The sequence below is a fragment of the Parasphingorhabdus litoris DSM 22379 genome (genome assembly GCF_020906275.1).
GTDB classification, from domain to species: domain Bacteria; phylum Pseudomonadota; class Alphaproteobacteria; order Sphingomonadales; family Sphingomonadaceae; genus Parasphingorhabdus; species Parasphingorhabdus litoris.
The window spans coordinates 1,127,898-1,147,683 of the sequence record NZ_CP086727.1; the positions used below are offsets into that span (position 1 = coordinate 1,127,898).

Annotated in this window: 23 protein-coding genes; 12 read left to right on the top strand and 11 right to left on the bottom strand. The window is 53.3% G+C overall.

Features of this window, described 5'->3' with window-relative positions; all coding sequences use genetic code 11:
- Positions 1–20: 20 nt before the first annotated feature.
- The 5 genes from BS29_RS05425 to BS29_RS05445 form a co-directional block, all read right to left on the bottom strand.
- Positions 21–1,310, bottom strand: coding sequence for a nucleotide-binding protein (locus BS29_RS05425; protein ID WP_229956200.1), 1,290 nt, complete (start codon positions 1,308–1,310; stop codon positions 21–23).
- On the bottom strand, positions 1,310–1,918 hold the full coding sequence (locus BS29_RS05430) for a CpaD family pilus assembly protein (RefSeq protein ID WP_229956201.1): 609 nt from the start codon (positions 1,916–1,918) through the stop codon (positions 1,310–1,312). Before BS29_RS05430 ends, BS29_RS05425 begins: the two co-directional genes overlap by 1 nt.
- Positions 1,919–1,939: 21 nt before the next feature.
- Positions 1,940–3,595: a type II and III secretion system protein family protein gene (locus BS29_RS05435; protein WP_229956202.1), complete on the bottom strand. Its 1,656-nt coding sequence runs from the start codon at positions 3,593–3,595 to the stop codon at positions 1,940–1,942.
- The gene (gene cpaB, locus BS29_RS05440) at positions 3,592–4,536 is read right to left on the bottom strand and encodes a Flp pilus assembly protein CpaB (protein ID WP_229956203.1); all 945 of its coding nucleotides are present in this window, start codon (positions 4,534–4,536) and stop codon (positions 3,592–3,594) included. Before cpaB ends, BS29_RS05435 begins: the two co-directional genes overlap by 4 nt.
- Positions 4,537–4,610: 74 nt before the next feature.
- Entirely contained in the window at positions 4,611–5,027 is a 417-nt protein-coding gene (locus tag BS29_RS05445) for an A24 family peptidase (protein ID WP_229956204.1), read from the bottom strand.
- A 118-nt stretch (positions 5,028–5,145) separates the two neighbouring features.
- Between BS29_RS05445 and BS29_RS05450 the strand changes: the two genes are divergently transcribed.
- The 3 genes from BS29_RS05450 (at position 5,146) to BS29_RS05460 (ending at position 7,524) form a co-directional block, all read left to right on the top strand.
- Complete coding sequence (locus BS29_RS05450; RefSeq protein WP_229956205.1) at positions 5,146–6,108, top strand: alpha/beta fold hydrolase; 963 nt, start codon at positions 5,146–5,148, stop codon at positions 6,106–6,108.
- Between the two features lie 12 nt (positions 6,109–6,120).
- The gene (locus BS29_RS05455) at positions 6,121–7,239 is read left to right on the top strand and encodes an NAD(P)/FAD-dependent oxidoreductase (protein ID WP_229956206.1); all 1,119 of its coding nucleotides are present in this window, start codon (positions 6,121–6,123) and stop codon (positions 7,237–7,239) included.
- Positions 7,240–7,347: 108 nt separating this feature from the next.
- Positions 7,348–7,524, top strand: coding sequence for a YegP family protein (locus BS29_RS05460; RefSeq protein WP_109356459.1), 177 nt, complete (start codon positions 7,348–7,350; stop codon positions 7,522–7,524).
- Positions 7,525–7,592: 68 nt separating this feature from the next.
- Here BS29_RS05460 and rnhA read toward each other — a convergent pair whose 3' ends face one another.
- From rnhA to ispH, 3 genes are read right to left on the bottom strand one after another with little or no spacing between them, the layout of a single operon-like run.
- Positions 7,593–8,045: a ribonuclease HI gene (rnhA, locus tag BS29_RS05465; protein ID WP_229956207.1), complete on the bottom strand. Its 453-nt coding sequence runs from the start codon at positions 8,043–8,045 to the stop codon at positions 7,593–7,595.
- On the bottom strand, positions 8,042–9,001 hold the full coding sequence (gene thrB, locus BS29_RS05470; protein WP_229956208.1) for a homoserine kinase: 960 nt from the start codon (positions 8,999–9,001) through the stop codon (positions 8,042–8,044). Before thrB ends, rnhA begins: the two co-directional genes overlap by 4 nt.
- Positions 9,001–9,960 (bottom strand): 4-hydroxy-3-methylbut-2-enyl diphosphate reductase, encoded by a 960-nt coding sequence (gene ispH / locus BS29_RS05475; protein WP_229956209.1) that lies wholly within the window; start codon positions 9,958–9,960, stop codon positions 9,001–9,003. The genes thrB and ispH overlap by 1 nt, the downstream gene beginning before the upstream one ends.
- A 157-nt stretch (positions 9,961–10,117) precedes the next feature.
- Here ispH and BS29_RS05480 point away from each other — a divergent pair, with 157 nt between their 5' ends.
- The 9 genes from BS29_RS05480 to tatC all read left to right on the top strand — a co-directional run bounded on the left by BS29_RS05480 (position 10,118) and on the right by tatC (position 17,322).
- Positions 10,118–10,777: a hypothetical protein gene (locus tag BS29_RS05480; protein ID WP_229956952.1), complete on the top strand. Its 660-nt coding sequence runs from the start codon at positions 10,118–10,120 to the stop codon at positions 10,775–10,777.
- Between the two features lie 73 nt (positions 10,778–10,850).
- Positions 10,851–12,575 carry an arginine--tRNA ligase gene (argS, locus tag BS29_RS05485; RefSeq protein ID WP_229956210.1) on the top strand — a complete coding sequence of 575 codons (1,725 nt, stop codon included), beginning with the start codon at positions 10,851–10,853 and terminating at the stop codon, positions 12,573–12,575.
- A 29-nt stretch (positions 12,576–12,604) separates the two neighbouring features.
- The gene (locus BS29_RS05490) at positions 12,605–13,234 is read left to right on the top strand and encodes an SPOR domain-containing protein (RefSeq protein WP_229956211.1); all 630 of its coding nucleotides are present in this window, start codon (positions 12,605–12,607) and stop codon (positions 13,232–13,234) included.
- A 122-nt stretch (positions 13,235–13,356) separates the two neighbouring features.
- Positions 13,357–14,364 carry a beta-N-acetylhexosaminidase gene (gene nagZ, locus BS29_RS05495; protein WP_229956212.1) on the top strand — a complete coding sequence of 336 codons (1,008 nt, stop codon included), beginning with the start codon at positions 13,357–13,359 and terminating at the stop codon, positions 14,362–14,364.
- The gene (locus tag BS29_RS05500) at positions 14,364–15,158 is read left to right on the top strand and encodes a segregation and condensation protein A (protein ID WP_229956213.1); all 795 of its coding nucleotides are present in this window, start codon (positions 14,364–14,366) and stop codon (positions 15,156–15,158) included. The genes nagZ and BS29_RS05500 overlap by 1 nt, the downstream gene beginning before the upstream one ends.
- Before the next feature lie 61 nt (positions 15,159–15,219).
- Positions 15,220–15,873, top strand: a complete 654-nt coding sequence (gene scpB, locus BS29_RS05505) for an SMC-Scp complex subunit ScpB (RefSeq protein WP_229956953.1) — start codon at positions 15,220–15,222, stop codon at positions 15,871–15,873.
- 28 nt (positions 15,874–15,901) lie between these two features.
- Complete coding sequence (locus BS29_RS05510; RefSeq protein WP_229956214.1) at positions 15,902–16,129, top strand: twin-arginine translocase TatA/TatE family subunit; 228 nt, start codon at positions 15,902–15,904, stop codon at positions 16,127–16,129.
- Positions 16,130–16,159: 30 nt separating this feature from the next.
- Entirely contained in the window at positions 16,160–16,543 is a 384-nt protein-coding gene (gene tatB / locus BS29_RS05515; RefSeq protein ID WP_229956215.1) for a Sec-independent protein translocase protein TatB, read from the top strand.
- On the top strand, positions 16,540–17,322 hold the full coding sequence (gene tatC, locus BS29_RS05520) for a twin-arginine translocase subunit TatC (RefSeq protein ID WP_229956216.1): 783 nt from the start codon (positions 16,540–16,542) through the stop codon (positions 17,320–17,322). Before tatB ends, tatC begins: the two co-directional genes overlap by 4 nt.
- A gap of 1 nt (position 17,323) precedes the next feature.
- On the opposite strand, the gene BS29_RS05525 is transcribed toward tatC, so the two are convergent.
- From BS29_RS05525 to BS29_RS05535, 3 genes are read right to left on the bottom strand one after another with little or no spacing between them, the layout of a single operon-like run.
- The gene (locus tag BS29_RS05525; protein ID WP_108810736.1) at positions 17,324–17,449 is read right to left on the bottom strand and encodes an entericidin A/B family lipoprotein; all 126 of its coding nucleotides are present in this window, start codon (positions 17,447–17,449) and stop codon (positions 17,324–17,326) included.
- A 23-nt stretch (positions 17,450–17,472) separates the two neighbouring features.
- On the bottom strand, positions 17,473–17,598 hold the full coding sequence (locus tag BS29_RS05530) for an entericidin A/B family lipoprotein (protein ID WP_108810735.1): 126 nt from the start codon (positions 17,596–17,598) through the stop codon (positions 17,473–17,475).
- A gap of 55 nt (positions 17,599–17,653) precedes the next feature.
- Positions 17,654–19,786, bottom strand: a complete 2,133-nt coding sequence (locus tag BS29_RS05535; RefSeq protein WP_229956217.1) for a TonB-dependent receptor — start codon at positions 19,784–19,786, stop codon at positions 17,654–17,656.

The following is a 19,786-nucleotide window of genomic DNA, read 5'->3' on the forward strand; positions in this document are numbered from 1 at the left end:
AGAAAAAAGCCTTGGTTGCATCACGATTTGGATGCTTCAGCTTCCTTCTTTTTCTTTGAAGGCAGGAGTGATTTCATGCCGCCAAATTTGTCCATCAATGAACCTTTTGGTTTGCCTTCACCGTCTTCACTCTCGTCTTCGACGGTGCCCAGAACATGTTCAGACAAGGCAACGATTTTTGCTGTTGCTTTGCTGGACTTGCCTGCCTCGACAAAGGCCTGACCCAGTTTGGCTGCATGTGCGGCCGCTTTTGGATCGGCGGGGATCACGATATCGATCTTGCGTTCGATCGAATTTTCAAAATCCTGCCGGGAAATTTCCTGATTTCCGCTTTGGACCTTGTTGGCAACCACGATCACCTTGCTTTGCGCAGCATGCGATTTCAGCCATGACAACAGCCGGATAGCATCGCGTGCGGATGCCAGTGTCAGCTCTGTCACCACAACCGTGGCATTCACATCACCCAACAAGTGCGGATAGCTGATCAGCATTTCGCGAGGCAGATCAATGACCGTGCATTCAAAGGCCGCACGAAATTCTTCCTGAAGCTGGAAGAAGGCTGTGCCGTCCGTCATCATCGGTGAGTTGATCGGTGCTTCTGCGGAAAGCAGAGACAGTTTTTCATTTGCCTTGATCATCGCGCGCTCGATGAACAAGCCATCAATACGGCTTGGATTGTCGATCGCATCTGTCAGACCACGACCTGGCTCCAGATCAAGCGCCAGCGCGCCTGTTCCAAAATGAACATCCAGATCCAGCAGAGCCGTCAGGCGTTCCTTTTCCTGGCTCAGAAGCCAGGCCAAAGACGTCGCAATGGTGGATGCACCAACACCGCCACGGGTTCCGATGACAGCAGTAGAAACATGCGGTTTCTCGCTACCGGATTCCTCTGCCTTTGGTGCGTTCAAGACAGCTTGAGCTTGGCTCAGCACATCCCGCAATTGTTCAGGGCTGAATGGTTTCAGCAGATAATCCTGAAGGCCGCTGACGATCAAATCGCGATATAGACGGACATCATTGACTTGACCCATTGCGATAACAACGGTGCCGGGTTCGCAAACTTCTGCGAGCGAATTAATATCCGCCAATGGATCACCAGATTCTGACAGGTCAACCAACAGGATATTCGGGCTAGCGGCAACCGAAAGTGATTGCACGGCATTGCGCAGTCCGCCTTTGTGACATTTGTCAACGGGCCACCCCATCTCTTCAACGACAGGGCGCAATACATCTAGCGTATCATCGTCACATACGAAGGCTGAAAATGGATCACGTCCGTTCACAGCGCCGGGTTTCCAAGGAGCGTTCATTATAGGCCTCCTGCTTGTTTAGGTTTATCACGATAGGCGCGGATGGCTTTTGATGCTTCCGTCTGGTCTTCGCCGTCTCTGCTCTGGCCGCGGACCAAATCCTCTGGATTGGCAATCATTGCAGCCAGTGTGCTGTTGGTGCCGCAGCCGTAATTCTCACTCGTGCGCGCCTGAAAATCGGTGTGGCTACGATGGCTCCAGTCCGGGCACCCTGGGACAGATGCGGTTGAGCGAGAAACGACAACCCGCATGGAACCGCTAGGAACATTTCCCTCGGTTACAGGGGCAATATCGCTTACCAACAATCCTTTTTGCGCGGCCAGTGCTTCTACGGCACCACGTGCCGATGCGCTGGCATTATAGCCGGGATCATCGATTGAAATACGATCTCCATAGCCCAGGTTCAACGCGTCAAGCCATCCGCCCAGGCGCTCAAGCTCACCAGAGGACAAAGACCCTGATCCAGCCGTATTAACGTCCAAGACAAAATTGGTGCGCGTAACAACGGGCTGCCGTTCGCTATAAACGGACCGGTTGGCGGTATTGGCACCGCAGGCAGCAACGGAAAGTCCGAGAGCGGTTACAAGTGCTGTAGAAACTAAACGCATGATGTGTTCTCCTGAAACGGACTATTTATCGAAGCTGAAGCCGGGGGCCGCGCCGCCGGATTTCTTGGATTTTTTGGCGGTTTTGCCCTTGGTTGGCGCTGAGAGGCTGCCAAGAGCGGGACCGGAAGCGACAGGGGGTGCAACTGATGGCTTTGGACGATCGTCCGTACCGGTTGAACTCTGCCGGTTCATGATCAACCGCTCAAAATCATTGGCTTGCTTGAACCCGTCGGTCGGCAAAACAATCTCGCTGTCGCTAACCGGTTTGACCAAATAAGGGGTCACAACGATCATCAACTCTGTCTCGTTTTTCCGATAACCGTCAGACTTGAAAAGATTGCCGAGGATCGGCACATCAGCCAGCCCCGGGGTCTTGTCGAGGGTTGAGCTATAATTATTCTGCATCAAGCCAGCGATCATGAAGCTCTCACCAGAACCCAGCTCCACGGTGGTTTCCGCTTCACGGGTTGAGATGGCTGGAATTTCAAAACCGTTCAAACGGACGGCGCCATTTGCCGAGATGTCGGAAACACTTGGCCGAACGCGCAGCGAAATCCGTCCATTGGACAATACCGTTGGCGTATATGTGAGTTCAACGCCAAAGCTTTGATACGTAACGGAAACCTCACCAAAACCGGAAGATTGTGGTATTGGAAAACGCCCGCCTGCAAGGAAGCTGGCGGTTTCACCGGATATCGTGGTCAAGTTTGGTGAAGCCAATGTCGTGACCAATCCGATGCGCTCGGACACGTCCAGTGCCGTTGAAATATCAAGACCGAAAAGACGACCTGCGGCTTGGATAGAATCCAGACCAGTTGCCTGGTTGAAGTTAAAAGCCGTGCCGCCTTGGGTCACAAATTGGCCCGTCGCCGTATTAAACGGCAAGGAAATCGAACCGGCTGGCAGACCGAAGAGGCTGGACGCATCTAAGGTCGGAAAACCGCTAACATCGAAATCAGTGATAGAACCGAAGTTGCGGCCACGGGATATACCAAACAGGAAACCGCCAGTTGTATCACGGGTCAACAAGTTACCATTGATATTCTTCGCTAGCGAACGGCTGACTTCAGCAAAACGCACCCGCAGATTGACCTGCATGGGGGTTGCTGTTTTAAGGCGACTGATAACAGTTGTACCTGCACCACCGGCGCCATCGCCGACATAAGCCTTCACCAGATTTTCTGCTTCTTCTGCATCATCCGGATCAGCAATAGTCCCGGTCAGCAGCACGAAATTGTTTTTCGAACTTACCGTGATTTTGGCGTCCGGCATAGCCAGAGCCAACATCTGGTCGATAGAGGAAATTTCAGCACCGACTGATACTTCGGCCGAATATACAACCTTACCGGAACGGCTGGTTGCATAGAAACTCGTCTGACCACCATCCTTACCAAAGATATAGACTTGGCGAGGGGAACGAACCTGTACGTCAGCTATTTGATCGTCGGCAATGAAGATATCTTCGATAGGTGCCGGCAGTGTGATCAGCTTTCCGCGACCGACAGCCACCGAGACACGGGATTGTGGTGCAGAAACTTTAACAGACTGAGCATTTAGCGGCGTCGTGCTGTTTGCGGTGACGGCCAAAGCCAGAATAGCTGCAATTGCCGAACCGATTTTCTTTTTGCCCGAAATATTCTTTTTCAGACGGCTATGCTTTGCATATTGGATGGTCATTTATTGTCTCCGAACTTGACTTCCTCGAGCGCCTTACCGCGCGATACCCGAACTGATGGTACGTCTCTTAGCGGTGGTCGACGTGGCTCGAAACGTGACACTTCGCCGCCCGTTGAAAAGGTTGACTTCTTGGTGTCTGGACGTGCCGCCAGAGACCGGATAATTGCTGCTTCTTCAGCCGGATCATCGGTTTTCGGCAAAGTGACCTCGCCAGAAGCAATAGCTTGTTCCAGTTCGGCTGTATTGTCAGCAAGTGAGCGCAGGGCGAGACTCAACGTGCCCAGGGTCTGCGCAACAGCTACTTTTTCAGCAATTTTCGGACTTGCCTCAAGCGTAACCAATTTGGTTTTGGTCGCGACCGCTTGACCGGCTTCGTTGACAGTCTGAGTGACGCGATTGTCAGTAGCCAAAACGCGGACGTTACGAATAACCGTTTCAGAAACTTGCATCTCTGGACCTTCGCCCACAACTTTTTGCGTGAGCATCAGGTCAACACGGTCGCCTGGGAATACAAAGCCTGCAACACCAGTCAAACCGGATACCGGTATGGTGACGGCGCGCATGCCAGGGCCCAATGCCGCAGCAAGAAACCCGCGATCGCCTGGGCTTACAATAGCGCCTTTGGTGAGCGGTTGGCCTGCGGTGATCGCATTGCGAACCACTGTTCCGTTCAGGGACTCGATATCGGTGCCTTCTTTTTTATAATAGGCTTCCTCAACCAGTTCTTCTGGCCAAGGCTGAAAGCTGAACGCGTCCGGCGTAATGATTGTACCGACTGGTAAAGCGCGTGAAGCCACCAGGACTTCTTCGCCGAGCACTTCGACTTTTTTCGCTTCTACCTGTGGTGCAGATGCACCGGCGAACATATTTCTCGCGAGCAAGGCTGTGACGGCAGCCACTACCAATGCACCGATGAGTAAAATTAGTTTCTTCTTGTCCATGACGTCTTACGCCTCCTGAATGCCCCACCCAAATCGATCACCCTGAAACGATCCGTTGGCGGTAAATTTCTCTTTCAAGTAAAATGGTTAAAATATCGTTCGCTAATAATCCAAAGCCCCGCAAATGAGATGGCGACTCCATACGGGACCTTTACTGGACCCTCAGTTTTTTGGATTTTCTTAGCTGTTATCATTAACAGCGTGAGCACGCCGCCAGCGATCGACATGACGACGAGCATCTGGATTAACGGGAGCCAATGGAGCCACAACGCAATGGCTGTCAGGAGTTTGACGTCCCCGCCGCCCATCGCGCCGATCGCAAACATTCCGGCAAATATGGTAAACACAACCGTAGCGATGCCGATTTGCCACACCATGTCGGGCCAGAAAGACATGCCGCTGGCGATCCAATATATTGGCGCGCCCAGCGCAATGGCCAGATTCAGCTTATTCGAAATATGACGACTCTTGATATCGGTAATGGCTGCCACAATCAGTGCAATTGCCAAGCCGCCCCAGAGCAAGTAGATGAGATGTTCCCCGTTCATGGGAAACAGCTTTAAGAAAAATGCCTTACCAAAAAGTAACCATAGTGACCGGAGCCCGTTTTTGAGTCGATCAAATCCGCCTTTATTTGATCGACGTTCCATCCCGAAAGATGCCAAAGAGCTGGAATGGCATGCGCCAGATGGTTGGAGCATGCGGCAATTTGATTGGACACAGTCGTGTGAAGAAAGTCGCGGCTCGATATTGTTTATGACCGGTCGGGCTGATTTCTACGAAAAATATCTTGAGACTTTTAACGATTATCACGCAGCAGGATGGAATGTGACATCGCCCGATTGGCGAGGCCAGGGCGGTTCTGGCCGCTGTGGTCCGCATCCGCATGTCGGCCATATTGAAGATTTCGCAATCTGGGTCGATGATCTGCGCGCTTTTTATAGCGATTGGCGGGCCAGTCATCCAGGCCCCCATATAGTGGTTGCCCACAGCATGGGTGGCCATCTGGTTGCCCGGGCGCTGGCAGAACAGCGTATTCATCCTGACGCCGTGATATTGAGTGCACCGATGCTGGCACCGGCTGGTGGGGGAATGCCGGAATGGGCGGCCTATTTTCTATCCAAGATTATATGCGCTTTCGGCAGAGAAAAGCGCCGCGCCTGGAAGGTCAGCGAAAAACCGCTTGAGCCAGAAGTTTTGCGACAGGGTTTGTTAACGCACGATGCCGATCGTTACTCGGACGAGTTTTTCTGGTTTGCAGAGCGGCCATTTGTTCGATTGGGGCCAGCCAGTTGGCGCTGGGTTGAACGGGCCTATGCATCGACGCGGCAACTGAGGGAGCGAAAACATCTGGAGGCGGTCGATACTCCAATATTGATACTTGCTACCGCGACGGATGAGCTGGTCGACCATATGACGATTGAACGGGCGGTGCATCTTTTGCCGCGGGCCGAAATGAAACTATTTGGCAAAGAATGTGCCCATGAAATTTATCGGGAAGCTGACCCGGTGCGTAATGAAGCCTTGCAGGCAAGCTTTGAATTTCTAGATAGGGTGGTCCCGCTGCAGTGAGACTTTTTCCTGATGAACCAATATGATGTCGCAATAATCGGAGCCGGCATAGCTGGGGCAAGTATTGCGTCGGAAATAGCTGATCAGCGCTCGGTGATCATGCTGGAGGCAGAAGACCAGCCCGGCTACCACAGTACGGGTCGTTCTGCCGCCTTTTGGACCGAGACTTATGGCGGTCCGCAAGTGCAACCGTTGACGACTGCGTCTTTTGGATTTTTGAATGACCCTGATCCCGCATTTTCCGAAACCGCTTTTCTGGTCAAGCGCCGAGCGGTAAATATCGGTCGATCTGACGAACAACACCTAGTGGATCAGTTTATCGCTGAATTTGCAGAGAGTGGGGTAGCGATGTCGCCCTGGACCAGAGACGAGATTGATCCAGTTGTTCCCTATTTGAAGCCCGAGTGGGATCGCGCAGTATATGAACCAGATTGCTGCGATATTGATGTGGGCGGCCTCCACATGGCCTATTTGCGCGATGCAAAACGCAAGGGCGCAACGCTGCAATGCCGAATGCGGGTAGAGAATATCGAGCGACAGGGTGGCCTATGGGCCATCCATTGCGGCGGCGATGTAATATTTGCCAAGCAGATCATCAACGCCGCGGGTGCTTGGGCGGCGGATATCGCGGCGCTTGCCGGGGCATTGCCTATCTCGATTCAACCTATGCGCAGGACGATGGTGCAATTGCAAACCGATCCCGCCTCTTCAGCAGATATGCCGCTAGTGGTAGCGCTGGATGGCAGTTTCTACTTCAAACCAGAAGCAGGGGGCAGCTATTGGCTAAGCCCGCATGATGAAACGCCCGTACCGGCCTCAGATGTCGCGCCGGAGGAATGGGACGTTGCTGTAGCGATTGACCGGTTTCAGTCCGTGTTGGATGTTGAAATTCGAACGGTGAACCGCAAATGGGCCGGTCTGCGCAGTTTCGCACCCGATCGTTTGCCGGTTTACGGATTTGATCCCAAGCAACCTGATTTCTTCTGGTTTGCAGGGCAAGGCGGCTTTGGTATTCAAACTGCGCCGGCAGCAGCCAAATTGGCCCGCTCTCTTTTTCTGGATACAGAGCGCGCACCATCGGTGCAATCGCTTGATGCGGCCCTATATCAGCCCGATAGATTTCTGCTCTAGGCGGTTTTACATATTTCCCGTTGCGTTCAGCGTTTTAAGGCGCAATAAATCACAAGTCCGATGGGGACCGACAAAGGCCAGCATAGGCCGAAAAAGGAGTGAGAAAATATGGCGCATAAATTTGAAATTTATAAGGATAAAAAAGGCGAGTTCCGGGTACGCTTTAAACACAATAGCGAAATCATGTTCTCGACCGAGGGATATAAGAGCAAATCCAGCGCCAAAAATGCGATCGCTTCCATCATTAAAAATGGCCCGGGCGCTGAGGTCGAAGATAATAGCTAAGGCAGCGTAAGCTACAATATGGATTTAAGCGTTATCCCCGCTCAGGCTGGGATAACGCCTATGGCCTCTTAGCGGCCCGCAGCCACATTAAGCGCTGCATCACTTGCCAGCATGTCGGCGCGTTCATTATCGGCGTCGCCCGCATGGCCCTTTACCCAATGCCATTCGATATCGTGGCGTTTGACCGCCTCAAGCAGGTCTTGCCACAGGTCGGCATTTTTAACAGGCTTTTTGGCCGCTGTACGCCACCCGTTTTTCTGCCAGTTAAACACCCATTGGGTAATGCCATCTTTTACATAAGTGCTGTCAATCGACAGCCTGACTTTACAAGGCCGCTTGAGCGTGTTGAGCGCTTCAATCGCTGCCCTCAGCTCCATTCGGTTGTTGGTTGTTTCCGGCTCACCACCCGAGATTTCCTTCTCTTTGTCGCCATAGCGGATTAACGCACCCCAGCCTCCGGGGCCGGGATTGCCCTTGCACGCGCCATCGGTTGCGATTTCGACATAAGAAAGATCGCTCATCTGTTAAAAATATCCGGGTTGTTTTGATAGAAGGTCAAGCGTTTCAGAAAAGCTGTCGGGTCCTTGCGGGTGACCAACGCATCGGCTGGGGTGTTGATCCAGTCATAGGCGCGGGTGAGCATGAAGCGTAGCGACGCACCGCGTGCGAGAATTGGCAAGGCCGCGCATTCTTGGGTACTTAATGCAAATGTCTCGAGATAGCCGCGCATCAACGCGGTGGAAACATTGGCATCAAACTGACTGCCATCGTCGGAGAAGCACCATGCGGAATGTGTAACGGCGAGATCATAGGCTCGGACGTCGGTGCAGGAAAAATAAAAGTCGATCAGGCCAGTAACCTGATCATCAAGCATCAGCACATTGTCAGGAAACAGATCAGCGTGAATCACAGATTGAGGAAGGTCATCCGGCCAATGGGCGTCAAGGTGATCCAATTCGCTTTCGACCAGATCATGTAAGCCTGACGCAATCGCATCCAATTCGTCGGGGCCGCAATCTTTAGCCAGCTGCCGCCATGTATCATGGTTCATGCTGTTGGGCCGGGTACCCGTAAAATCCTTGAGTGCTTCATGCATATCGCCAAGGGCGCGTCCCGTCGCCTCGGCCTGCGCGGCGGTTGGGACCGTGACCGAAATTCCAGGCAGAAACTTTATAAGACAAGCGGATCGTCCGCATAATTCCTGGATTTTGACATTATTCCGATCAGCAATCATTGGCGGAACAGGGCAATTTTTTGCTGCAAGATGGTCCAGCATTGCAATGAAGAATGGCAAGTCATCTGGATCAACACGCTTTTCGTAAAGCGTCAAAATGAAACGATCTTGCGTAGTTTCGATCAGATAGTTGCTATTTTCAACGCCCTCGGCAATCCCTTTCGCGGAGACTAATGTGCCGACATCAAAACGGGTCAGGAAAGCATCAATCTGTTCTGCGCTAACCTTGGTATAAACGGCCATCAGGCAGCTTCGAGCCCGCGCGGGAGTTTGAATACCATGCGTTCGTCGGCCGTTTCTATTTTCTGTTCGTCGATCACATAACGCTCTTCGAGCCGATTAACGACCTCACGCACCAATATTTCTGGTGCCGACGCCCCGGCGGTCAGACCCAAGGTGCCAACGCCTTCCATCCAGGCCATATCAATTTCATCGGCGCGCTGGATTAGATAGGAATCTGTTCCTTCGCGCTCTGCTACTTCCACCAGTCGCAAGCTGTTGGAACTGTTCGGGGCACCAATAACGAGCACAAGATCGCAAGACTTCGCAATGCTTTTGACGGCTTCTTGCCGGTTTGACGTAGCGTAGCAAATATCTTCGCCTTTTGGGCCGACAATGGACGGGAAGCGGGCCTGCAGGGCTTCAACAATCGCTCTGGTGTCATCGACAGACAGAGTCGTTTGAGTCAGGAATGATAATTTTTCGGGATCATCAGGGTTGAGTGCGGCGACATCTTCCACCGTTTCAACCAATGTCATCATGCCCTCGTCGACCTGACCGAATGTGCCGATAACCTCGGGGTGATTCTCGTGACCAACAAAGATAATATGGCGTCCGGCTTCCACCTGGCGTTCAGCCTGTCGATGCACTTTCGACACCAGTGGACATGTGGCGTCGAGATATTCGAGACCACGTTCTTCGGCTTTATGAGGCACTGCCTTGGGAACTCCATGGGCGGAAAACACCACAGGAACGCCATCGGGAACTTCATCCAGTTCCTCTACAAATACCGCGCCCAGCTTCTTCAATTCATCGACAACATAGCGATTATGGACGATTTCGTGGCGAACATAGACCGGTGCACCATATTTTTCGATCGCCAGTTCGACAATTTTTATCGCCCGATCCACGCCCGCACAAAAGCCGCGCGGGGCGGCTACAAGCAAGCTTATGCGGGGTTTTTCTGATTTCTGCTGATTCATAATCAAAGCCTTAGTGAAAAACATGAGCGGCGAAAAGCCCGTCTGTTCATCCTATGGATGGTTGCGTGCTTCTAAAGGCATAGATAAGGGTTTCCAAACCCTGAACAAGGACGCAGATCATATCTGTGTAAAATGGGACCAAAGGCAAGGAACAGGCATGATATTCAAAGGGCGTTTCAACAAACTGCTATTGACGGGTGTAACGGTTTTGGCACTGGCGGGCTGCGCCAGAGATGGCGAGCTGGATATCAGTTCCGGTGTGGGCGTCAGCGTAACACGCACCGGTTGCCCGGCTGTTGCTGTGCCCGACCATACGGGGGACATTACGGTTTTTGATCCTGTGGGCAGCACCGATGCCAATGCAATTGATGTTGTCGCTAACATCACTAACCTCCGCTCGACCTGTAACAGTGAAGGCGCCCGGATCTACACCGAAGCAACATTTGATGTGTATGCGCTCCGTTCTCGCCCGGAAGGCACGCGGACGGTTACAGTTCCTTATTTTTCTACTGTTGTGCAAGGCGGTACCGCTGTTGTTGCCAAGCGCGTCAAAAATGTAACCCTGACATTTGCTGATGGCCAATATCGAGCTTCCGCTTCCGGCAAAGCAGGTTCCTATGTTGATGCAGCGGCCGCGCGCTTGCCGGAAGATGTGATTGAAAGAATCACACGCCGCCGCAAACCTGGAGATCCAGATGCTGCGTTGGACCCGTTGGCCGATCCGGCGGTACGTGCGGCAGTTGCGCGATCAACTTTTGAGCTGTTGATCGGATTTCAGCTGACCCCGGAACAGCTGCAATATAACGCGACCCGATAAGATTTTCTGGTTATATTTGTGTTTGGCTCGGCAGGTCCGGGCGCAATAGTCTATTGAAAATTGGGGTAAAACCATGCTGTTCGATATTTTTCAGCACCATATAAACAAAGCTCTCGATGAATTGGTGGCGAGCGGTGATCTGCCAGCTGACCTCGATCGCAAAAATGTGACGCTGGAGCCACCGCGTGATCCTTCGCATGGTGATCTGTCAACCAATGCTGCGATGGTATTGTCTAAAGCCGCTGGCGCAAAGCCGCGCGATCTGGCGGAAAAGATCGTCGTCAAACTGTCGGCGCTGGATGACGTGAAGGCCGCAGAGATGGCTGGACCTGGTTTCATCAATCTGCGTGTGAGTGACGCTGTTCTCCTGACCGAATTGAAAGAAATTGCCGCCTTGGGCGCTGATTATGGCCGTTCGACGAAGGGGCAGGGCGTTACCGTGAATGTAGAATATGTCTCGGCCAACCCGACGGGCCCTATGCATATGGGCCATTGCCGCGGTGCAGTTGTCGGCGATGCTTTGGCCGATTTGCTCGAATTTATCGGGCATAAAGTGATCCGCGAATATTATGTGAATGACGCGGGCGCGCAGGTCGATATCCTCGCGGAATCTGTCCATATTCGCTATCGTGAAGCGCTTGGCGAGACGATATTGGCCATTCCCGAAGGCCTTTATCCCGGCGACTATCTAAAGCCGGTGGGTTGGGCCTTGGCGCAGCAATTTGGCGATCAATATGTAGATGCGCCGATTGATGACTGGTTGCCGATTTTCCGTAAAGCGGCTGTCGCTGGCATGATGGATATGATCCGGGCAGACCTTGCGTTGCTCGGCATCGAACATGATGTTTTTTCATCCGAAGCGGAATTGCATGAAGCGGGCAAGGCCGATGCGGCGGAGGCGGAATTGCGTTCCCGTGATCTGGTCTATGACGGCGTGCTGGAAAAGCCCAAGGGCAAGACGATTGATGACTGGGAAGCGGTCGAATTGCCGTTGTTCCGCTCGACAAAATATGGTGATGACCAGGATCGGCCGATTAAGAAGTCAAATGGTCGGTGGACCTATTTTGGCGGCGATCTCGCTTATCATTTCCAAAAAGCCCAAAGTGCAGATGAACTTATCGATATTTGGGGTGCCGATCATGCAGGCACGGTAAAGCGGATAAAGGCGGCCGTTGCGGCGCTCACCGAAGGCAAGACCAAGTTTGATGTCAAACTGGTCCAAATGGTTCGGCTGTTGCGCGATGGTGAGCCTGAAAAAATGTCCAAGCGGTCCGGAAACTTTGTCACCATTGCTGATATGGTCGACGAAGTTGGCAAAGATGCTGTGCGTTTTACCATGCTGACCCGCAAAGCGGACGCGCAAATGGATTTCGATTTTGCCAAAGTGACAGAAGCGTCTCGCGATAATCCGGTCTTTTATGTGCAATATGCCCATGCTCGTATTCAGTCGACCTTGCGCAAGGCGGCTGCGGAAGAGGATATGCACCCTTCCGACGAGCATCTCGACAAGTTGGGCGCGGAAGAACTGGATCTTATCAAGCAAGCCGCCCAATTCCCGCGGATAGTCGAATCGGCTGCTGCAAACCGGGAACCGCATCGGGTTGCCTTTTACCTGAACGATCTGGCTGCGGCGTTTCATGCCTTTTGGAATATGGGCAATGACCGGCCAGAAATGCGGATCATCATGGTTAATGACCCTGCCATGACGTCCGCTAGGCTTTTCTTAGCTAAATATTTAGGGCAAGTAATTAAGAACGGTCTCGCGCTGATGGGGGTTAGCGCCGCTGACAAAATGTGAGCGTTTGAGAATTACTGTGGGGTTTGAGAATGTCTGATGTGAATAGCGATAGCCTGGATCTGGACGATGATAATCGTCTGCCCTGGCTTGAATCTGCTGAGGATTATGAGGGGGAGGATGAATATTCTCCCATTCGTGTCGCGTTGTTCATTGGTCTCGCGATTGCGTTGCTTGCTGCCATCGTTGGCGGGATCTACTGGATGCAAAATCGTGATGCTGGTGGATTGAGCGGCGACGGTACGCTGATCGCCGCGCAAGAGGGCGACTATAAGGTGCGCCCTGATGATCCGCAGGCCAAGCAATTTGAAGGCGAAGGTGATGCCAGTTTTGCGGCCAGTCAGGGGCAGGAAACACCAGGAAAGCTGGGAACAGCTCCTCCGGTCGAAGCACCAATTAGAAAGACTGTGCCAACAGCACCGGGCAGCGCCATGATCCAGCTGGGTGCCTTTAGCTCTGCGTCGCAGGCCGACCGTGCCTGGTCCGGCTTCGCACGGCGTTTTGCCGATATTGATGCTTTGCCGAAGAAAATCGTTCAGGGCACGGTTGAAGGCGGGACAATTTATCGCCTGAATGCGGTAGCTCCTGATGTTTCGGCAGCGCAAAAAGTGTGCAACGGCCTGAAAGCGGCTGGTGAAAGCTGCATAGTCGTTCCCCAATAGGGACGAAAAGCCGTAAGAATAGGGGAAGCGCTGTGGATAACGGCGCTTTCCGCTTTACCGCTCTGCCAAACATGCGCATGATGCCAAGTGGTATTTTGTGCGGGATTGGGTAGAGTTAGATCATGACACCAGCAGTTTTTGGCATGTCGGGGCTAAGCTTAACGTCTGACGAAAAGGCGTTTTTTAAAGAATCTGATCCTGCCGGATATATTATCTTTGGCCGAAATATCGAAAGCAAGCAGCAGTTACGGGCGCTGACCGATGAGCTTCGCGCTCTACATGGCCGCGATGATGTCGCTATCTTGATCGATCAGGAAGGCGGCCGTGTCGCCCGAATGCAGGAGCCGATCTGGCCAAAATTTCCGGCGGGCGAAGTGTTTGACAAGCTTTATGATATTGCTCCAGCCACTGCAATCGAGGCGGCGCGGCTCAATGCACAGGCCATTGCAACCAGTCTGAACGAAGTCGGTATCACAGTCGACTGCCTGCCACTGCTGGATGTCCGCCAGCCGGATGCGGATAATGTTATCGGTGACCGAGCATTGGGTAGCGAGCCCATGCGGGTGGCGGCACTGGGCCGCGCAATATTGGACGGGCTGCAACGCGGCGGCGTGGTCGGTGTGGTCAAACATATGCCAGGTCATGGCCGGACCAGCGTGGATACGCACAAAGCATTGCCTACCGTAACGGCCAGCGAGGACGAACTGGAAACAGATTTGGCGCCGTTCAAGACGTTAAAAGATGCGCCTATGGGCATGACGGGCCATTTGCTGTTCACGGCCTGGGATACGGAGGTGCCCTCAACGCTTTCTAAAACGGTGATTCAAGATATTATTCGCGGGAAAATAGGCTTTGATGGCCTGCTGTTCACCGATGATCTCGATATGGAAGCCTTGTCTGGTACTGTGCCAGAGCGCGCCGTTCGGGCGCAACAGGCGGGTTGCGATATCGCGCTGAACTGCTGGGCTAAGATGGATGATATGACCGGCATTGCGGAGGGTCTGGCCGAAATGAGCGCAAAAGCCAGGCAGCGGCTGGATGATGCCATGGCGACTATCGCCGAAACCCGTGAGGGCCCGGATATGGAAGAGCTGGTGGCCCGGCGCGATGAATTGATGGCAGCGGCCTGATGGATCAAAAGCAGGATCAAGAGAACGAACCGGAAAGCTTTTTCCTTCCTCCATCACAGACGGAAGAAGACACATCGCTGACGCTTAACATTGATGGTTGGGAAGGCCCGCTTGATCTGCTTCTCGCTCTGGCGCGGAATCAGAAAGTCGATTTACGCGAAATTTCGATCCTCGAACTGGTCCAGCAATATCTGAAATATATTGCCGATGCGCAGAGCCTGAAACTGGAGCTGGCGGCAGATTATCTGGTGATGGCGGCATGGCTAACTTATTTGAAGTCCGGCCTGCTGCTACCCAAAGACCCTGAAGTGGATCCTTCACCGGAAGAACTGGCGCTGCGCCTGCAAATGCGGCTCGAACGGCTCAATGCGATGCGTGAGGCGGGCGCCCGGTTGCTGGGCCGTGACCGGATCGGCCGAGACGTCTTTGCACGCGGCGCGCCTGAAGGTTTGCGGGTGGTGAAAAACCGGCATTGGCAGGCGGAATATTATGATCTGATATCGGCTTATGGCCGCGTTAAATTGCGCAACATACCGCCGGTACATATTGTCAAACAGCGTATGGTCATGACGCTGGAAGACGCATTGGCGAGAGTGTCGCTGATGCTCGGCGAAGCGATTGACTGGATGGATATTCGCGACTTCCTGCCACCCGGTGCGCCGTCGGAATTACGAAAATCGGCGCTGGCATCAAGTTTTCTCGCGGCGCTGGAACTGGCGCGACAGGGGAAATTGGAGCTCAGCCAGGATGAAAGTTTTGCGCCGCTTAAAATAAAGGCAAATAGTGATGGATAAGCCAGTGGAAGAGGATCGCGGACTGATCATGGGCCAAGCACGAGAATTGAGGCATGTCGATATGAATGAAGGCACGCGGGCGGTGGAAGCAACGCTTTTTGCCTCTGAAAATCCGATGACGATAGCGGATATCAAGCTTTATGTCGGCGACGAGGTTGATATTCGCGCTGCGCTTAATGACCTGCAGAATGACTATTCCGGACGCGGCATATCATTGGTGAAAACCGGCGATCGCTGGCATTTTCAGACCGCTCATGATCTGTCGCACTTGTTGCGCCGTGAGCGTGCGGAACTGCGCAAACTCAGCCGTGCGGGCATGGAAACATTGGCGATTATCGCTTATCACGAACCGGTCAGCCGCGCAGAAATTGAAGCCATCAGAGGCGTTCAGGTCGCAAAAGGCACGCTCGACGTGCTGATGGAGGCGGGTTGGGTCCGTCCAGCGGGACGCAGGGAAGTCCCGGGTAGGCCGCTAATCTATGCGACAACGGCTGAATTCTTGACCCATTTCGGTCTGGAAAGCCGCAAGGAACTGCCGGGCATTGATGATCTGAAAGCCGCAGGTTTGCTGGATCCGGTTGATCTGGCGATGGAGCGACTGGAAATGGAAGCGGCAGAGGAATTACCGCTGGAACAAGAGCTTAACGAAGATGGTGCACAAGAAAATGATGAAGACACCGCCGATTCACTGGAAAACGAGGCGGAAAGTGCTTAAGTAGAGCGCATAGATCAGGAGATTTTCGATGCAACCGAGTATTTGGCAGATTTTAATTGTAGCAGCCCTGGTGCTGATCCTGTTCGGTCGCGGCCGGATTTCTGAAATGATGGGTGATGTCGGCAAGGGCATTCGTTCCTTCAAAAAAGGCATTACCGAGGAAGAGGAAAGTGCCAAGGCTTCGGCCCAGATTGACAGCAAACCGGCGGATGCCAACGTGGAAAAAACGGCAACGTCTGACAAGACGGCCAGCTAGTGCCAGCTCGCCGGATCGCGGCGTACCGTTATGTTTGACCTTTCCATATCCGAGATCGCGATTATCGTGATCATTACTATCGTCGTTATCGGCCCGAAAGAGTTGCCTCGCGCATTGGCAACAGCTGGCCGCTGGATGGCCAAGGCACGCGGCGTCATGGGCAATTTCCGCACCGGCTTTGATGCAATGGTCCGCGAGGCGGAATTGCAGGAAATGGAAAAGAAATGGGCTGCGGAAAACGAGCGTATCATGCTCGAAAGCCCCACTGTCTCGGATGACGAGCCGGTGATGCAGCCATTGGACGGGCCACCTGTGGCAGATGAAACAGACGCCACCGACCAGCCAAATTTGCCTTTGGGCGAAGATACACCAGAAAAACCGCCAGAAAAACCGCCAGAAAAACCGAGCGCATGAACGAGCAGTCTGCGCCTGAAATAGACGACAGCAAAGCGCCGCTGATCGAACATTTGATTGAGTTGCGCCAGCGGCTGGTCTGGTCGGTGGTGGCGCTCGCTATCGCTTTTGCGGCCAGTTTTTATTTCGCCGATGAAATATTCGGGATGTTGGTGGTGCCCTTGACCGACGCCTTTCCACCGGGCGAGGGGAAGCTGGTCTATACCAAGCTCTATGAAGCCTTTTTTGTCGAGATAAAGGTAGCGATGTTCGCAGCCTTTTTTATCGCATTCCCGATTATTTCCAACCAGCTGTGGGCCTTTGTCGCGCCGGGGCTTTATGCGAACGAGAAAAAGGCGTTTCTGCCATTTCTCTTTGCTACGCCGCTGTTGTTCACGGCGGGAGCGGCGCTGGCTTACTATATCGTGATGCCGACAGCGTTCCGGTTCTTTCTGGGGTTTGAGGGTGAAGTGGGCGGAATGACGCAAGAGGCGTTGCCAGCCATGGGCGACTATCTATCCCTTGTCATGCAGTTCATTCTCGCCTTTGGAATCTGCTTCCAGCTGCCGGTATTGTTATTGCTGCTGAATCGCGCGGGATTGGTTACGCGCGAACAGCTCAAAGGCCTGCGCCGCTACATGGTTGTCGGAGCCTTCGTTCTGGCAGCGATATTGACGCCACCGGATGTTGTATCGCAGTTTCTGCTCGGCCTGCCTCTGATCATGCTTTACGAAGTATCGCTAGCAATTATGTGGTTTACCGAGCGAAAGCGTGCCAAGCTGAAAGAAGCCGGCGAATAGCCTAGTTTATCGCGTCTTCACCCGCGCGGCCGACCGATTCAATATCCTGTCCAACGCCCTGAACCGTATTACACGCCGCGAGCACGAGGGTGGATGAAATAATCAATGATGCCAAAATCTTGCGCATGGTAGCTCTCCTGATGATATGGATTAATCAATCGCCCGTTCGCCAGCCCGGCCAACGGATTTTATATCGTCCCCGACACCTTGCACGGTGTTGCAAGCGCCCAGCAAAAGCGCCGATGAAAGGGCAATAGAAGCGATTATTTTGCGCATAGGGTAACTCCTGATCCTGCGTTTTCAGCAGGAATTTGGAGTACCCCGATTCCCGCTAAAAACTAAACTTCGCGCTGATACGAATATCACGCCCTGCCAGCGGTACAAAATCTTTCGTGAACGAGGCATGACGACGCGCTTTCACATCAAAGATATTATTAGCCGCGGCAAGCAGGGTTACGCCGCCTTCCTTGCCGAACGGCCGCCACGCTGCAGAGGCATTGACCATGGTAAAGCTGTCGGTCGGCGTTTCGAAAGCCGAAACCCGGTTCTGGCTGTCTGCCCATTCCAGTTCTGCGCGAACATCGAGAGAATCGCTCTGGGCACCAATACCGCCGAGCAGACGCAAGGGTGGGATCCGTGGAACGGGACCGCCGCCATCTTTGATTTTCGCCCGGACATAATCGGCAACCCCGTCAGTGACAAACGCGAAGCCGCCCGAACGGGCAACGACGAAGGATGCGGAGGCTTCAAAGCCATAATAGGTCGCATCGCGTTGGAAAAATTGGAAAACAGGCAGATCGTCTTCTTCTTCGCCAGTTTCCGTTTCGAAAATATAGTCGTCGAAGAAATTGGCATAAGCGGTTGCGCTCAGCTGAATATCCTCGGAATTCCAGCGGGCATAAAGCTCACCACCCCAGCTTTTTTCAGTCGTGAAATTGGGGTTGCCGATTTCAAACGCCTGTGTCGCAATATGGGGACCATCGGACAGCAGCTCTTCCGCCGATGGCGCGCGCTCTGACCGGGAGAGATTGACGCCCAGTCTGAGGCCACTGTCATCCGGGGCATAGGCAAAGCCCAGTGCACCGGAGAAACTGTCAAAGCTGCGGTCAAAATTGACGATGTTGGACTTGATATCGGCATGATCAAAGCGGGCTGCCGCTTCGAGTTCAAAATTGCCGAGATCGATTTCCTGCACGGTAAACAGGGCCCAGCTTTCAATGCTGTTTTTGGGTACGAAGGCTTCGGCGCCAATTGCGTTGAAATCGCGCACCAAAAGCTGCGTACCGATCACACCGCGCCAGCCATTGCGTTCGTTTTGAACCAGTTCTGCCCGGGCTTCGATGCCTTCCACCTCAAAGACGGTGCCGACTTCATCACCTTCAAATTCGGTATGTTCATAGTCCGAATAACCAACGCGCAGGTTGAGCGATTCAAAGAATCCATCGCCCAGATTTACCCCGGCGCGGAGGTCAGCACGGATCTGTTCGAGGCCGATGGTCACTGGACCTTCTTCTTCCTCTTCTTCACCGGGGTCGGCTGGATCCCCATCTTCATGGGCATGCTCCGCACCGGGGCGGGAGGGAACACCATAATCTGTATCATAATAGCTGACGGAAAAGCCGATATGGCCGCCATCTGCAATATAGGCGAGGCCAGTCGAAGCGCTGTAGGTGCGGCTGGCGCTATTAGAGATTGAACCCCGTTGATTGGCGGTTTCGGTCAGTTCTTCGGCTTCGTCGAGATTGCCTTCTTCTGTCTCTTCCGCTGCTTGCGCCAACACTTCGCTACGCAGTTCGGGGGATAGTACAAAACCGGGTATGTCGAGATCATCGGTATCGCGGAAGCTACCATCAATATGGAAAACCAGCGACTCGGTGAGCGGTACATCGAGCGATCCGCCAACACTCCAGTCATTGGCTGCACTGCCAAAGCCGCCAACGGCATCGAGATGGAATGCTTCATCGGGAATATCGCGAGGGATCCGTTTGTCGATCACATTGACTGCACCGCCAATGGCATCGCCACCGAACAGCAGCACTGCTGGTCCGCGGAGCACTTCGACGCTCTGGGCGGTCAAAGGATCAATGGAAACGGCATGATCGACCGAGGTATTGGAGGCATCGAGCGTACCGATACCATCGGTGAGAACCCGGACTCGCGGTCCTTGAAAGCCGCGTAGTACCGGCCGGGAAGAACCGGGGGCAAAGCTGGTCGCTGAAACACCAGGCAATTTGGTCAAGGTGTCACCAATCTGCCCGCGCAAATCCTGGGTCAGCTGATCGCCGGTTAGAACGGATGTACCGGCCAATATGTCAAGCCGCTCAACATAGGGCGCGGTGACAACAATCGCATCGTCATTGTGGAAGTCATCTCCGGTTTCCGTCTGTTGACCAGATTGGGCCAATGCCGGGGAGACAGGTAATAATATGACAGCTGCTGAAGTCAGAAATTTAGAATGGGACAC